We start from the raw sequence: 12,720 nt of genomic DNA, 5'->3' as shown, positions 1-12,720 counted from the left end.
CCCATGTTTTCCCGCCTGTTCCGCTCCCGCAGCGAAGTGCCGGCCGCCGCCGAGGCCGCCGCGCCTGTTGCCCCTGCCGCCTCTGGCGCGGCCGCGCCCGCCACGCCGCCGGCTGCCCCCCTGCCGGGGGAGGAGCAGCGCCATTCCTTCGTGCGGCGCGAGCCCATCGTCAATCGCCAGCAGCGGGTGGCCGCCTACGAGTTCAATCTGGAGGCCCGCCTCGCTTCCCGCCTGGGCGGGCGCAGCGCCGTCGTCCAGCGCAGCCTGCAGGAGGCCCTGTTCCACGAACTGGCATTGGCCTCCGGCGAATCCGGGGTGCTCGGGCAGCGCCTGGCCTTCGTCCCGGTCAGTCCCGATGCCCTGGATTCGGCCGCCCTGGCCCGTCTGCCGCGGCAGAACACGGTGCTCATGCTGGCCCTGCCTCCCGACGTGGAGGCCGAGGCCCTGCCGCCGCCGGCGACCCTGGTGCGGCTGCGCCAGGAAGGCTTTCTCCTGGGCATGTACGTGCCGCCGGACAAGGCCGCCCTGGCCGCCCTGCGGCCCCATCTCGACTACGTGGCGGTGGATGTGGCGGCTTTCGACGGCGAGCGCCTGCGCAACCTGGCCTACGCCCTGAAGACGGTGGACGGCCACACGGTGCACCTTATCGCCGACAATGTGCAGACGGCGGATGAATTCAATCTCTGCTTCCAGCGCGGCTTCGACTATTTCCAGGGCCGCGCCGTGTCCCTCAAGGAAGCCTGGGCGCCGGCCAAGGGCGCCGCTTCCCGCATGCGCATCATCCAGCTGCTCAACCTGGTGCGCAACGAGGCGGAGAACAAGGAGCTGGCGGAAACCCTGAAGCAGGACCCCCTGCTTTCCTTCCGCATCCTGCGCTACATCAACTCCCCCGGCATCGGTCTGACCACGCCTGTTTCCTCCATCGAGCATGCCCTGGTGGTGCTGGGCCTGGGGCGCTTCTACCGCTGGCTGTCCCTGCTGCTGTTCGCCCCCCAGGGCGGCGGCTTCGGCGAGTGGCTGGTGGTGGAGCACGCCCTGACCCGGGGCCGGCTGATGGAATTGCTGGGGGCCGGCCGCTTCCCGCCGGCCGAGCACGACGCCCTTTTCCTGTGCGGCTCCTTTTCCCTGCTGGACCGGCTGCTGCAGCAGCCCCTGGCCGAAGTGGTGGGGCAGCTGACCCTGCCGCCAGCGGTGAAGCAGGCCCTGCTGCAGCGGCAGGGGCCCTACGCCCAGCTGCTGGAGGTGGCGGAAGCCTGCGAGAGCCTGGAGTCGGCCCGCATCGAAAGCGCCGCCCAGGCCGCCGGCCTGGAGGCGGAGGCCACCAACCGGGCCATGATCATGGCCATGGCCTGGGCCAACGAGGTGGGGGAGCTGGGCGGCAGCGACGCCCTGTAAGACGGGGCGGGCCCGGGCGGCCCGCCGCCGGCCTCATTCCGGCTGGCAGATTTCGCCGCGGCGGATGGCCACCAGGGTGCGGGCGATGAGCAGGCCCAGGACCAGGCTGAGGATGGAGAGCAGGATCATGCCCAGGGCGCTGAAGAAGGTGCTGTGGGTGCGGCCGGCCATGGCCAGGGTGGCGATGGTCACCGCCGCCAGGGGGAAGGAATAGGCCCAGGAGGAGAGGAAGAAGGGCACGCGCAGGAAGCGCAACACATTGGAGAACAGCAGCAGGGCCAGGAACAGGGCCGTGTGCAGCAGGATGCGGGCAAAGGCGTCCACCTCCCCGGTCAGGTTCATCCAGGCCACGCAACCCACCGAGGGCGGCGCCAGGAGGATGAACAGGGTGGGGGTGAGGCGCAGGGGCAGGGGCTCGTGGAAGAAGAGCCGGTACATGACGATGGTCAGCAGCACCAGCCAGAACACCAGCCCGATGCTGAAAAAGAACCAGGACAACTCCGGCGGGGCAAAGCGCACGCCGACCACGGGCACGATGATGTTGCCCACCACCGGGATGAACCAGGCCGGGTTGGCGTGCTTGATCTCGTAGTGGGTGTGGTGCAGCCAGCCGCCCATGATGGCCAGGGTGAACGCCAGATGCAGCCCGGCGCCCAGGCCCCAGATCGGGGCGGCGAGGCCGGGGGCGTCCTCGGCCCAGGCGATGGCCAGGAGCAGCAGGCCGATGGAAATGGTGGGGAAGAAGTTGATGCGCACCGGATGGCGCCATTCGCCGAGGACGGCGACCCGGTGGGTGAGGAACTTGAGGCCGTACACCAGGGCCGTCAGCAGCCACACGGCGGTAGCCAGCCAGCGCAACCATTGCCCCACTTCCGCCGGCGCCCCCAGGACCAGGTGGGCCTTCTGCCAGGCGATGGCAAGGCCGGCGGTGCCCATCACCGTGGAGAAGAAGGAAACGGGAAAGAGGGAGAGCCGGGCGGGCGTGGGGGCGGTGTGGGTCATGGCGGTGGGTTCCGTATAACGGGCGGCCGGAATAAACGCGGCGGGGTCGGACTTGGGCTGCTTCTTGTCGGGATGGGCAGGAATGAGGCCGGCGCCCATTATATGCAAATTCAGCGTTTTCTAATATTCAAAATGGGGTGAGCCGGACGGGCAAAAAAAAGCCCGGGGCGAGCCCCGGGCTGTGAGGTGGGTCGGTTTGCTTCTTAGTGGGAGGAGGCCGCTGCGGCACCGATGCCGGTTTCGGAGCGGATTTCCTGATCCAGGTAGGCGACGCGTTCCTTGGCGGCCTGTTCGCTGCGATCCATCAGGGAGAACAGCCAGATGCCGATGAAGCCGGCAGCCATGGAGAACAGGGCCGGGGAGGCGTAGGGGAAGATTTCCGTCTTGTTGCCCAGGATGTCGACCCAGATGGACTTGGAGAGGACAGTCAGGACCACAGCGGTGATCAGGCCCAGGAAGCCGCCGTAGAAGGCGCCCTTGGTGGTGCAATCCTTCCACAGCACGGACATGAAGAGCACCGGGAAGTTGGCGGATGCGGCGATGGCGAAGGCCAGGGACACCATGAAGGCGATGTTCTGCTTTTCGAAGGCGATACCCAGCACCACCGCGATGATGCCCAGGGCAACGGTGGTCATCTTGGACACGCGCATTTCCGTGGCGCTATCCACGTTGCCGTGACGGAACACGGAAGCGTAGAGGTCATGGGACACGGCGGAGGCACCGGACAGGGTCAGACCGGCAACCACAGCCAGGATGGTGGCGAAGGCCACGGCAGAGATGAAGCCGAGGAACACGTTGCCGCCCACGGCGTTGGCCAGGTGGATAGCCGCCATGTTGCCGCCGCCCTTCAGCACGCCCTTGGCATCCAGGAACTCGGGGTTGGTACCGACGAGCACGATGGCGCCGAAGCCGATGATGAAGGTCAGGATGTAGAAGTAACCGATCCAGGTGGTGGCCCAGAACACGGACTTGCGGGCTTCCTTGCCATCCGGCACGGTGAAGAAGCGCATCAGGATGTGGGGCAGACCGGCGGTACCGAACATCAGGGCCATACCGAAGGAAATGGCGGAGATGGGATCCTTGATGAAGGAGCCCGGGCCCATGATGGACTGACCCTTGGCGGCAGCAGCGGCAGCGACCGTCTCGGCAGTGGCACTCGGATCGGTTTCCAGCGCCTTGGCCAGCAGGCCCTTGGCAGCCAGGTCGGTCTTGATGCGCACGGCGTCGGCGAACAGGGCTTCAGGGGAGAAGCCGTACTTGGCCAGCACCATGAACACCATGAAGGAAGCGCCGGAGAGCAGCAGCACGGCCTTGATGATCTGCACCCAGGTGGTGGCCGTCATGCCGCCAAACAGCACGTAGACCATCATCAGGATGCCGACCAGCACCACGGCCATCCAGTAGTCGAGGCCGAACAGCAGCTTGATCAGCTGGCCGGCACCCACCATCTGGGCGATCAGGTAGAAGGCCACCACCACCAGGGTGCCGGAAGCCGCCAGAGCGCGGATCGGCGTGGCCTGGAAGCGGTAGGCCGCCACGTCGGCAAAGGTGAATTTGCCCAGGTTCCGCAGGCGCTCGGCCATGAGGAACATGATGATGGGCCAGCCCACTAGGAAGCCGATGGAGTAGATCAGGCCGTCGTAGCCGTTGGCGAACACGGCGGCAGAAATACCCAGGAAGGAAGCGGCGGACATGTAGTCGCCGGCGATGGCCAGGCCGTTCTGGAAACCGGTGATGCCGCCGCCAGCGGTGTAGAAGTCAGCCGCCGTCTTGGTCTTGGAGGCAGCCCACTTGGTGATCCACAGGGTCAGCAGCACGAAGGCGCCGAACATGATAATGGCCGTCCAGTTGGTGGCCTGCTTTTCGGCCTGGCCTTCCAGCGCCGCGGCGAACACCGGGGAGCTGAGCAGGCCCAGGCCGGCGAGGGCGAGGGTGTTGGTCAGTTTTTTCATTTCTTCATTTCCTCCTGGACGATCTGCTCGGTCAGGGCATCGAACTCGCTGTTGGCGCGGCGGACGTAGAGGCCGGTGATGGCGACGGTGAACAGGATCAGGCCGACACCGACGGGAATGCCGACGGTCATGACGCCGTTTTCGGACAGCTTCTGGGCCAGCAGCGCCTTGTCGAAGGCGATGATGGCGATATAGCCGTAGTAGGCCAGCAGCATGATGACGGTCAGGGTCCAGCCAAAGACGTTGCGCTTGCTTTTCAGCTCGTGGAATTTCGGGTTTGCCCGAATCCGCTTGGTCAGCTCTTGTTGACTCATTTGTCTCCTCCTAAAAAACCTCCGGGCCAATCGAAGGAATGGCCATGGAGCCGAACTATGTCCCCGAAGACTTACAGTTCCCTTACTCCAATGAGAACTTTTTGCGTCAGGACGGAAGAATTTCGAGTCTCGGTAAGTGAATGATTTAATGGAAAAACGATTTGTGCGCTGCGTCAATTTTTCTTGGTGGTTATGCCGTTGCAATGGGGCGTTTCATGTCGACTAGTGCAATCGATTTATTAATGCGTAAATTGCGGAAGCGCTGTTTTGATTCGGTTTTTGGGCTTGGCAGCCCAGGTGGCCGCGTCCGCGATTAACCGCGGACGGGGAGGGGGAGGGGGTGGTGCAAATGCGGAAAGAACGGCGCCGGCATTGGTCCGGCGGGTGTCCATCAGGGGGGTGACGGACGTTCCGGAGCGGTGCCGCTGTGAAAAATATTTTTTTCAGGCGAGGAAGTTCTGCTGTTCCTTGAACAGCTTGCGGGCATCGGCGTGGGCCTGCTCCAGGTTGCGCAGGGCCGGATCGTCGTCGTGGGGGCAGAAGTATTCCTTGTCCTGGGCGGCCATGACCAGGGCGATGGCCGCCTCGTCCTCCAGGTCGTACTTCTCGGTGATCAGGGTGGTGACTTCGTCCAGATATTCTTCGTAGGTCATGGGCATGGCGGAATTCCAGGGAGGGGGGCGGGCCGGCGGCATGGCCGCCAAAGGGGGGTCAGGGCTGCAGCACCAGTTCGACACGGCGCCAGGAACTGCGGCAGGCTTCGCTGTCGCAGGCCGGCGCCAGTTCCCTGCCCCGGGCGCGGATGAGTATCTGGGTGCCGCGGACGCCACGGCGTACCAGGGCGGCCTCCACCAGGGAGGCCCATTTCTCCGACAGGGCCAGGCAGTACTCCTTGCTGCCCAGGTGATCCGTGTGGGCACGCAGCACCAGGCGCTGCAGCCGGTCGGCCCGCAGCTCCTCGGCCATCTGGTCGAGCAGGGGCGCCGCCGCCGGCGGCACCTCGGCATCGTCGGGGGAGAAATAGACGCTGGGGGCCTGGGGCGTGGCCACCACTTCGGCCGGGGGCGGCACGCTGGGCCGGGCCGGGGCCGGCGGCCGCGGCGCGCTGACGACGGTGGGGGCAGTGGGCGCGGCGCAGGCCGCAAGACAGGCGGCGAGGCAAAGCAGGGTCAGGCGAATGGGCTGCATCGGAATCTGGCGGGGCCGCCGCCGGGCCGTCGTCCGCCACCGGCAAGGGGCGCATGGCTGTCCGGGGCCCCGCAGCGGGACTGGGAAGCCTGCCATTATAGGGGCGGCCCCGGCCCGGGGGCGAGTCCGGGAATCGCCGCAAAGCCCGGCCCGGACCCGGGGGGACAGGATGGACCAGAGCACAGATATTTTTGCTAGTATACGATTCGTATATGAATCGTATATTCTGAGGTGTCATGGGAATCGTCAAAATTTCAGAGCAGATGCACGAAAATTTGCGTCTCACCAGCGGCGCTTTGAGCCGTTCCATCAACGCGCAAGCGGAACATTGGCTACGTGTGGGGATGCTCGCGGAACTCAACCCGAGCCTGGCCTACGCTGATATCTGCCAGTTGCTGATTCAGGCAGAACGGCAGGCCGAAGGCGGTTCTGCCGACAAGGATGCAGCGGTGGCGCAGGCGGCATGAGCGCAGCGCGAGCCGTACCCATCCGGGCGGAGGTCGAGATTGCCATGGCCCGACGCGCCGGAATGTTGGCTGCCGATGTCCTGCGGATGATTGCCGGCCATATCCGGCCGGGAGTTACCACCAATGAGCTGGACCGCTTGTGCCACGAGTACATTGTCCATGTGCAGCAGGCGACTCCTGCCAATGTGGGCTACCACGGCTACCCCAAGACCATTTGCGCCTCGGTAAACCATGTGGTTTGCCACGGCATTCCGTCCGACAAGAAGCTGAAGGACGGGGACATCGTCAACATCGACGTTGCCGTCATCAAGGACGGCTGGTTCGGCGATACGAGCAGGATGTTCCTGGTCGGCAACCCCGGCATCCTGGCCCGGCGCCTGGTGCGCACGACCTATGAAGCCATGCGGGCAGGTATACGGCAGGTCCGTCCGGGGGCCACCCTCGGCGATATCGGCCACGCCATCCAGAGCGTCGCCCAGCGGGAGAACTTCAGTGTCGTCCGCGAATACGGCGGCCACGGCATCGGCACGGTCTACCACGACGACCTGCATGTGCCCCACTATGGCCAGCCCGGCAAGGGGCTGAAACTGGAGCCGGGCATGATCTTCACCATTGAGCCGATGCTCAATGCGGGCGGCGCCGCCATCCGCCATCTGCCTGACGACTGGACGGTCGTGACCAAAGATCGCTCCCTTTCGGCCCAGTGGGAGCACATGGTGCTGGTGACCGAAACCGGTTTCGAGATTTTGACGCCCTGGCCCGATGGCGAGGGGGACTACCCGCCCATCACGCCGGCAGGCGCCGTCCTGCCCCTGTCCTGATCCTGCCATTGGGCTCTGCCGCCTACCGGAGGGGGGATTGATCGGTTCCGTGGGTCGGGTGGATGTTTGTATTTTGGATCAGTTGCTTAGCTTCCTTCCCCCGGCAATTTTCTGTCTCTCGCTATACCTGGCGACAACAATTGTTGGTTTCTGAAAATATACTGGAAGACAGCCTCTTCAGTAAAAACAAATAGTTACATTTGTAGTGCGATACCCGTTTTGCATTCAATGTTGACGACAACCATCAGTTTCGGTTGTCTGGCTAACGGTGCGGCCAGTCAGGATTTCAGTAAGCGGACATTTAGGAACGTTCAAAATAACCGGCCTGCGTGGCTTTTCGCGCAGGTCCGGCTGATGGTCTGTTAGCCATCAGGCGAGTACCACTTTGACATCAAATCTCTTGCCTCCAATTTCTTGCGTGGAGGACAGCTTCTCAAAGGCTTCACCATCACGAAGGTCGGCAGAGTTGTATATCAGGTACACGAGAGTTCGGAGGTGTGACCACTGGGCATAAAGGACCAAGTCCTGGGAGTACTCCTCGAAAAGGCGTTTTTGATCCTCGGGACCGTGTACATACTTGACCTCAATGAGAACCCCCAACTCTTCTATTGAGATGTCCGCTCGGCTTGACTTGGCGCCAGCGACTTTCGGCAGTGGGTCTTCTTGAACCGAATACTTAAGATAGGCTCTTAGCAACGCATGAAGAAGGTCTTGAACGTCGTACTCGTCCGATATTTCATAGGCCTTTTTCCCTTTGCGAGAGCGGACCGCCAAGATGCGGGCGGCCTGGGGTAGTCGCTTGCAGAGTTGTTCAACCATCCTTACATCTGGCTCTGGAGTAGCCTCTTGTTTGCCAGAAAATAGAAGCTCATACGTCAGGTCTGTTCCCAGCGAAAGAGGCAACAAGCTACGGTTCGTAGCCAAATCTGATATTCGGCTGGCACGCATACGCTCGTTGTGACGCTCGGCGTAGTAGGACCGTGGCTGATCTGTGTGGGTGATCTTGATGGCTTCGACGGATTCGGTGGACCGAATCAGAGTGCCAGACACGGTGAACGTGCGTCCCGTGTTCCACGGGGAAACAATCGTCCGATCTAATTCCTGGAAGGTAAGGTCATTGACTACTGAATAGTCCTTCTTCCCGGCAATCTTTACGGAGCAATGCCAGTAACGTTCTGGCGGCGATGTGAAGTCCATGAGTTCTGTCTGATGGCTAACCTGCTAGCTCAGGAGCGACCGGAGGCCGCAGGCCGGCAGGGCGTCCCCTGGAGCGGCGGGTTAGAGCCGTTCACTTCGCAAGGGCCTTGTGAATGAAGTTAAGCGCAACATAGAGTGCGGCGATATCCACGTCAATGACAATGAAGTCGTCATCGTCTGGCGCCTTTAGGTTTGTTTCGCCGGCTCCCGTGTACGTGAATCCCCCAAGATCGACGAACTGAAGGAACGGGTGCTGCTGTTTGAGAAAACATTTTACATTGCCAATTAGACCGCCGTTCGGTCCGACTTTCGAAGTGTAGGCAAACAGAATGGTGCGGCCGACGTCCCCCCGGAATTGAGTAGCACCTGACTTTAGAGTCCAATCCCTCACGACAAGGAGATTGGACATGAAGAAGCGATTCACCGAAGAGCAGATCATTGGTTTTCTGCGGGAAGCAGAGGCTGGGATACCGATCGCGGAGCTATGCCGCAAGCACGCCTTCTCGGAGGCCAGCTATTACCTGTGGCGCAGCAAGTTTGGCGGGATGAACGTCTCTGACGCCAAACGTTTGAAGGAATTGGAAGCCGAGAATACCCGGCTGAAGAAACTGCTGGCCGAGTCGCTCCTGGAAAATGAAATTGCTAAGGAGGCGCTGCGAAAAAAGTGGTGAGCGCACCGTCACGGCCTGGCTACTACTTCTATAGCCTTTAATGTTTATGGAAGCATTCCTGACAATTCTTATCAAAATGCTTTCATAAACGTAACGCCTGGGTCAGCGTTCTGTTGGTTTACGACTCCTAAGATGGCATCACGGTTGGACGCGATAGTCCGCCTCAATTAACTAGATGTCACAAGGAGAAAACCATGAAGACGAAGATTTCCCAACTGATGGCAATCGCTGCTATGAGTCTAGCGGCTGTCGGTACGACTTATGCCCACGAAGACTACTCCGAGGCAGGTGCCATTCATTGGCTTAGCCATGTTGCAGAAAGCACGGGAAGCCCGACGGCAAATCAGCAAGCAGCATTTGGATACGCCGCCACCAAAAGTGCCGATCGAGAAATCACTGTGGATAGCGGTACCAAGCACGTAAATGTCACTCGCCTGGAAACCGTCAAGATCAATGTCGGAGGCAAGACTGTTGTCTGGACCTTTGATACGTTGGGAACTGCCGCGTTTCCTCTTTCGAAAATCATGCCTGGCGCAGATGGCATTACGGTCTATGTAGCTGAAAATCCGAGCTATCAGGGGGGCTAATGCACTGACACCGGGGTGACACAATTGTCACCTTGGTGACGGCAGTTTGTCAGGATGAAACCCCTAATATCGGAACTGCAGTACACCTAAATGAGGAGATAAAAATGCTGAAGAAAGCACTAATCATTGCCGCCCTGAGTACCGCATGTGTATCCGCCTTCGCCGTCGACGCCTCTCAAGTTGAGAAATCGATCGAGTTGAAAGATGGCTCTACTCTCTACATCTTCAAAGATGGGAAAATGAGCATGGAGGACAAGTTCGGTCGTGCCACACGCATGAAGAAGGACACCGTAATGGAAACCAAAGACGGCCAGAAGATCATGATGCATGGTGACGAGGTCATGCGCCTTGATAATCTGTTGCACAGCGGGCATCGCGGTTAATCAATTTTGATGTCCATCTGAACGGCTCCCTTTGGGAGCCGTTTTCGTTTCATACATTCCTATAAATTCTGCCTAACATAGTTGCTCGGCAACTTAGGTCTTTATCGGATATATCCCGGCGTATTTAGGGATAAAAAGCCGAACGCTTCATTTCAAATTTTGCAGCATCTCCATCATGTGCTTGAAATGGCCGCTGACCCGATCCAAGGAGAATTCATACATCGTCGAATTCTCTGCAAACTTTGCTCGCTCAACATCCATCTCTACTGTATTCCCATCAGCTGCTGGTTGATAGGGAACATGATATTTGAGGGGAAAAGGAGGGGGCTGCTTGCTTCCAGATAAGTGACCTTGCACAGTATTTGCCAACGGGAGAGATGCTGAAGCTCCTCGGACGATCTCAGCAGCCTGCTCAATATCAATATCAACGGCCTTATAGCCAGGGGTGTCAGCATTCGCGATGTTCGACGCAATGAGTTGCTGCCGGTAAGCACGCACCCCTAGCATTTTTTGCTGAAAATCGTGACTGCCATGTCCCCCTTGTCCGATCGGGAAATGCGCGGAGTGCCCCGCAGCATTATTGGATAGCATTCCAGATGAGTGCCCAATTCCTTGGCTATTACCACTGGACCCAACTCCACCATGAGCAGCATGGGTGCTCATGGGACTACCTGCCTGTTGCGCAATCGCCTGGCTCAAAGCCCCAGAAAAGGCTCCGCCTTCAGCATTCCCCCCCCCATTCCCATGCCCCTCATGTCCGCCTTGAGCCGAAGACATAGAGGCATTGGCCACAGGAGGAATTGACGATGCCCCAGCCATGAGAGTGATAGTTTGTCGGTATCAGGGGGTTATCTATCTTCCAGAATCTTCCTTCGCCGAATATGCGGTTAGAACCTGGGAAATCCGATACTGATATTCAAAGCAATCGATGGAATGCGTCTTCCAATAATCAATCGCAGAACAACTAAAACCCACTAGCCATTTCCCAGGCCGGTCATAGTCAAGAATAGCCAGCTCTGCTGGCTGGCGCAGAAATTCTTTGGCCGTAGAGAGATGATTTGAGAGTGCTTTGGCTGCGTACTCTAGATTTAAAATAGCCAGTTGACCGGCAAAATCCAGATGAGACTCAACCTGGGCTCTAGCGCTACTGAATGGGGTCACCTCAGACATGATTTCTCCCTCTAACATAAAGGCTCATTGCCTCATAGGGAGAGTTTGCCTGGGGTAACCTGTCTCCCCCATAACGGGGAAATTACAAACCGGTCACGTTTCGGTCAGATTCCATAGCAGTTGCCTAGACGGGAGAAGCCCCCCCTCTATGCGGAGTCACCAGTCTCTTCAACCCGGATTATGGGAATCCACCTTGGAGTGTGCTCAGCATAATCGCGCCATGCCTCACCAAACATAGCTTGGCCAACTTGCTCTTCCCGATGAGCTAGTTTGACGTAGGTCGTCACGAGAAGAGGGAACAATAGAAGGGTAATAATTGTTGGCCACTGCAACAGAAACCCAAACATGATCAGAATAAAGGCTAGGTATTGTGGGTGCCGAATCCGCCGATATGGTCCCTCCGTCGCCAGCGTACTGCTCCTTTGTGCTTTGTAGAGAACTGGCCAGGCATTCGCTAGCAGTAGGAAGCCCCCAAGAATGAATACGGTCGATAGCAAATGGAAGGGGCCAAAGTGCGGGTTACTTTTCCAACCGAACAGCATTTCCGGTAAATGACCTGCATCATGAGATAGCCAGTCGATCCCAGGGAAATACTTCGTCAACCATCCAGACAGCAGATAAATGGTCAGCGGAAATCCATACATCTCGGTAAAGAGCGCAACCAGAAAGGCTGAAAACATCCCAAGCGTCCGCCAATCCTGTTTCGTTTGAGGCTTAAAAAAGCTGGCAGCAAAAAAAATGAAGAAGGCGGAGTTCAGGAGTACGAGAGTCCAAAGTCCGTAACCGGATTCACCATGGTTCATAGCCCAGTCTCCTTCTTTTCATCTTGCTCGTTGTTGTGCCCGTCCTCCTGCGCATGGCGTTCGTGATGGCCATGGTGCATGAACAGATGCATAAAGGGACAAGCCAGCAACAGCAGGTAGGGTAGAACGCCGAATAAATGGGCTTGGTGTTCAGACAGCAGATAGAACAATCCAGCTGCAGCAAAGAACCACCGTCCCCACCATATTTTTCGCCCATGTCGTGCATGAGCAGAGTCGTCCTTTGTCTTGCTTTCAGTTCGCATTTCGCGGCTCCTTATCCTGGCGCCTTAGCGGGTATGGGCCGGAGGATGGTTACAACATCCTCTACTAATTGGATGGGCCGCATTCTGAATTTCATTGTCTTCAGTAAAGCGCCATATTGCTCGCATCCAACCATGAAATCCGCTGCACAGAACGAGCCCAGTACCAGCGCAGGTTTTCTCCAGCTGGGCCAAGGTGACCCGGAACAGGTCATATTCGACCAACAGAGCATCTCCCTCCGGAATGGCTGACCTCACCCCTTCCATCCCAAGAAGAAAGCCGCAAACCATACGAATTGCCTCCGGAACAGGAGATATGAAATGCAGTCGGCGTTTCTTGAAGACAGGTGCCAAGCCGAGGCGGCTGTTGGCAGTACATTCACCATACGCCCTGTCAGAGGAAGACTGGGATGCAGTTCTCATCGTGGTACTCCTTATGGCGTTCCTCAACCAATCACTTACTCGTTATGAATGAGGATGGCCTTGATGGAATCCATTTCTCCAAAATTC

The 12,720-nt window shown here is 59.0% G+C and carries 16 protein-coding genes and 1 pseudogene; 6 read left to right on the top strand and 11 right to left on the bottom strand.

Annotation, left to right across the window (positions count from 1 at the left end; translation table 11 throughout):
- Positions 1–3 precede the first annotated feature (3 nt).
- On the top strand, positions 4–1,395 hold the full coding sequence (locus AZSP09_RS09465) for an EAL and HDOD domain-containing protein (protein WP_152089879.1): 1,392 nt from the start codon (positions 4–6) through the stop codon (positions 1,393–1,395).
- Between the two features lie 33 nt (positions 1,396–1,428).
- Here AZSP09_RS09465 and AZSP09_RS09460 read toward each other — a convergent pair whose 3' ends face one another.
- The 5 genes from AZSP09_RS09460 to AZSP09_RS09440 form a co-directional block, all read right to left on the bottom strand.
- Positions 1,429–2,496, bottom strand: a complete 1,068-nt coding sequence (locus AZSP09_RS09460; RefSeq protein WP_014235411.1) for an SLAC1 anion channel family protein — start codon at positions 2,494–2,496, stop codon at positions 1,429–1,431.
- A 104-nt stretch (positions 2,497–2,600) separates the two neighbouring features.
- A complete protein-coding gene (locus AZSP09_RS09455) occupies positions 2,601–4,349 on the bottom strand; it encodes a cation acetate symporter (protein ID WP_130459201.1) in 1,749 nt (582 codons plus the stop codon).
- Positions 4,346–4,663: a DUF485 domain-containing protein gene (locus AZSP09_RS09450; RefSeq protein ID WP_152089878.1), complete on the bottom strand. Its 318-nt coding sequence runs from the start codon at positions 4,661–4,663 to the stop codon at positions 4,346–4,348. Before AZSP09_RS09450 ends, AZSP09_RS09455 begins: the two co-directional genes overlap by 4 nt.
- Before the next feature lie 443 nt (positions 4,664–5,106).
- Entirely contained in the window at positions 5,107–5,316 is a 210-nt protein-coding gene (locus AZSP09_RS09445; RefSeq protein ID WP_152089877.1) for a hypothetical protein, read from the bottom strand.
- Between the two features lie 58 nt (positions 5,317–5,374).
- A complete protein-coding gene (locus AZSP09_RS09440; protein WP_172974735.1) occupies positions 5,375–5,851 on the bottom strand; it encodes an OmpA family protein in 477 nt (158 codons plus the stop codon).
- A 236-nt stretch (positions 5,852–6,087) separates the two neighbouring features.
- On the opposite strand from AZSP09_RS09440, the gene AZSP09_RS09435 reads away from it, so the two are divergent.
- Both AZSP09_RS09435 and map read left to right on the top strand, forming a co-directional pair.
- Positions 6,088–6,318 (top strand): ParD-like family protein, encoded by a 231-nt coding sequence (locus AZSP09_RS09435; protein WP_152089875.1) that lies wholly within the window; start codon positions 6,088–6,090, stop codon positions 6,316–6,318.
- A complete protein-coding gene (map, locus tag AZSP09_RS09430; RefSeq protein WP_152089874.1) occupies positions 6,315–7,139 on the top strand; it encodes a type I methionyl aminopeptidase in 825 nt (274 codons plus the stop codon). The genes AZSP09_RS09435 and map overlap by 4 nt, the downstream gene beginning before the upstream one ends.
- Positions 7,140–7,508: 369 nt before the next feature.
- Here map and AZSP09_RS09425 read toward each other — a convergent pair whose 3' ends face one another.
- Positions 7,509–8,336 carry a hypothetical protein gene (locus tag AZSP09_RS09425; protein WP_152089873.1) on the bottom strand — a complete coding sequence of 276 codons (828 nt, stop codon included), beginning with the start codon at positions 8,334–8,336 and terminating at the stop codon, positions 7,509–7,511.
- Between the two features lie 91 nt (positions 8,337–8,427).
- Positions 8,428–8,745, bottom strand: a complete 318-nt coding sequence (locus AZSP09_RS09420) for a hypothetical protein (protein ID WP_152089872.1) — start codon at positions 8,743–8,745, stop codon at positions 8,428–8,430.
- Between AZSP09_RS09420 and AZSP09_RS09415 the strand changes: the two are divergent.
- The 3 genes and pseudogenes from AZSP09_RS09415 to copK form a co-directional block, all read left to right on the top strand.
- A pseudogene (locus tag AZSP09_RS09415) lies at positions 8,744–9,021 on the top strand (transposase); the annotation flags it as partial. The gene AZSP09_RS09420 and the pseudogene AZSP09_RS09415 overlap by 2 nt on opposite strands.
- A 180-nt stretch (positions 9,022–9,201) precedes the next feature.
- A complete protein-coding gene (locus tag AZSP09_RS09410) occupies positions 9,202–9,594 on the top strand; it encodes a CzcE family metal-binding protein (protein ID WP_014236185.1) in 393 nt (130 codons plus the stop codon).
- A 104-nt stretch (positions 9,595–9,698) separates the two neighbouring features.
- Positions 9,699–9,977, top strand: coding sequence for a periplasmic Cu(I)/Cu(II)-binding protein CopK (gene copK, locus AZSP09_RS09405; RefSeq protein WP_014236184.1), 279 nt, complete (start codon positions 9,699–9,701; stop codon positions 9,975–9,977).
- Positions 9,978–10,124: 147 nt separating this feature from the next.
- On the opposite strand, the gene flgB is transcribed toward copK, so the two are convergent.
- From flgB to AZSP09_RS09385, 4 genes are all read right to left on the bottom strand, one after another.
- Positions 10,125–10,640, bottom strand: a complete 516-nt coding sequence (gene flgB / locus AZSP09_RS09400; protein ID WP_232058775.1) for a flagellar basal body rod protein FlgB — start codon at positions 10,638–10,640, stop codon at positions 10,125–10,127.
- 189 nt (positions 10,641–10,829) lie between these two features.
- Entirely contained in the window at positions 10,830–11,147 is a 318-nt protein-coding gene (locus AZSP09_RS09395) for a hypothetical protein (RefSeq protein WP_133247277.1), read from the bottom strand.
- 146 nt (positions 11,148–11,293) lie between these two features.
- Positions 11,294–11,950, bottom strand: a complete 657-nt coding sequence (locus AZSP09_RS09390; RefSeq protein WP_152089871.1) for a methyltransferase family protein — start codon at positions 11,948–11,950, stop codon at positions 11,294–11,296.
- Positions 11,947–12,213, bottom strand: coding sequence for a DUF2933 domain-containing protein (locus tag AZSP09_RS09385; protein ID WP_152089870.1), 267 nt, complete (start codon positions 12,211–12,213; stop codon positions 11,947–11,949). Before AZSP09_RS09385 ends, AZSP09_RS09390 begins: the two co-directional genes overlap by 4 nt.
- Positions 12,214–12,720: the final 507 nt, after the last annotated feature.

The sequence above is a fragment of the Azospira sp. I09 genome (assembly GCF_009177135.1).
Lineage (GTDB): Bacteria > Pseudomonadota > Gammaproteobacteria > Burkholderiales > Rhodocyclaceae > Azospira > Azospira oryzae.
The sequence above is the reverse complement of the archived record's forward strand: the minus strand, read 5'-3'. Positions and strand labels throughout refer to the sequence as shown.

Coding starts and splice junctions, on each gene's coding strand:
- AZSP09_RS09450 (WP_152089878.1), bottom strand. CDS start 4,663: ATGAGTCAACAAGAGCTGACCAAGCGGATTCGGGCAAACCCGAAATTC.
- AZSP09_RS09395 (WP_133247277.1), bottom strand. CDS start 11,147: ATGTCTGAGGTGACCCCATTCAGTAGCGCTAGAGCCCAGGTTGAGTCT.
- AZSP09_RS09445 (WP_152089877.1), bottom strand. CDS start 5,316: ATGACCTACGAAGAATATCTGGACGAAGTCACCACCCTGATCACCGAG.
- copK (WP_014236184.1), top strand. CDS start 9,699: ATGCTGAAGAAAGCACTAATCATTGCCGCCCTGAGTACCGCATGTGTA.
- map (WP_152089874.1), top strand. CDS start 6,315: ATGAGCGCAGCGCGAGCCGTACCCATCCGGGCGGAGGTCGAGATTGCC.
- AZSP09_RS09455 (WP_130459201.1), bottom strand. CDS start 4,349: ATGAAAAAACTGACCAACACCCTCGCCCTCGCCGGCCTGGGCCTGCTC.
- AZSP09_RS09385 (WP_152089870.1), bottom strand. CDS start 12,213: ATGCGAACTGAAAGCAAGACAAAGGACGACTCTGCTCATGCACGACAT.
- AZSP09_RS09410 (WP_014236185.1), top strand. CDS start 9,202: ATGAAGACGAAGATTTCCCAACTGATGGCAATCGCTGCTATGAGTCTA.
- AZSP09_RS09425 (WP_152089873.1), bottom strand. CDS start 8,336: ATGGACTTCACATCGCCGCCAGAACGTTACTGGCATTGCTCCGTAAAG.
- AZSP09_RS09435 (WP_152089875.1), top strand. CDS start 6,088: ATGGGAATCGTCAAAATTTCAGAGCAGATGCACGAAAATTTGCGTCTC.
- flgB (WP_232058775.1), bottom strand. CDS start 10,640: ATGAGCACCCATGCTGCTCATGGTGGAGTTGGGTCCAGTGGTAATAGC.
- AZSP09_RS09420 (WP_152089872.1), bottom strand. CDS start 8,745: ATGTCCAATCTCCTTGTCGTGAGGGATTGGACTCTAAAGTCAGGTGCT.
- AZSP09_RS09390 (WP_152089871.1), bottom strand. CDS start 11,950: ATGAACCATGGTGAATCCGGTTACGGACTTTGGACTCTCGTACTCCTG.
- AZSP09_RS09440 (WP_172974735.1), bottom strand. CDS start 5,851: ATGCAGCCCATTCGCCTGACCCTGCTTTGCCTCGCCGCCTGTCTTGCG.
- AZSP09_RS09460 (WP_014235411.1), bottom strand. CDS start 2,496: ATGGGCGCCGGCCTCATTCCTGCCCATCCCGACAAGAAGCAGCCCAAG.
- AZSP09_RS09465 (WP_152089879.1), top strand. CDS start 4: ATGTTTTCCCGCCTGTTCCGCTCCCGCAGCGAAGTGCCGGCCGCCGCC.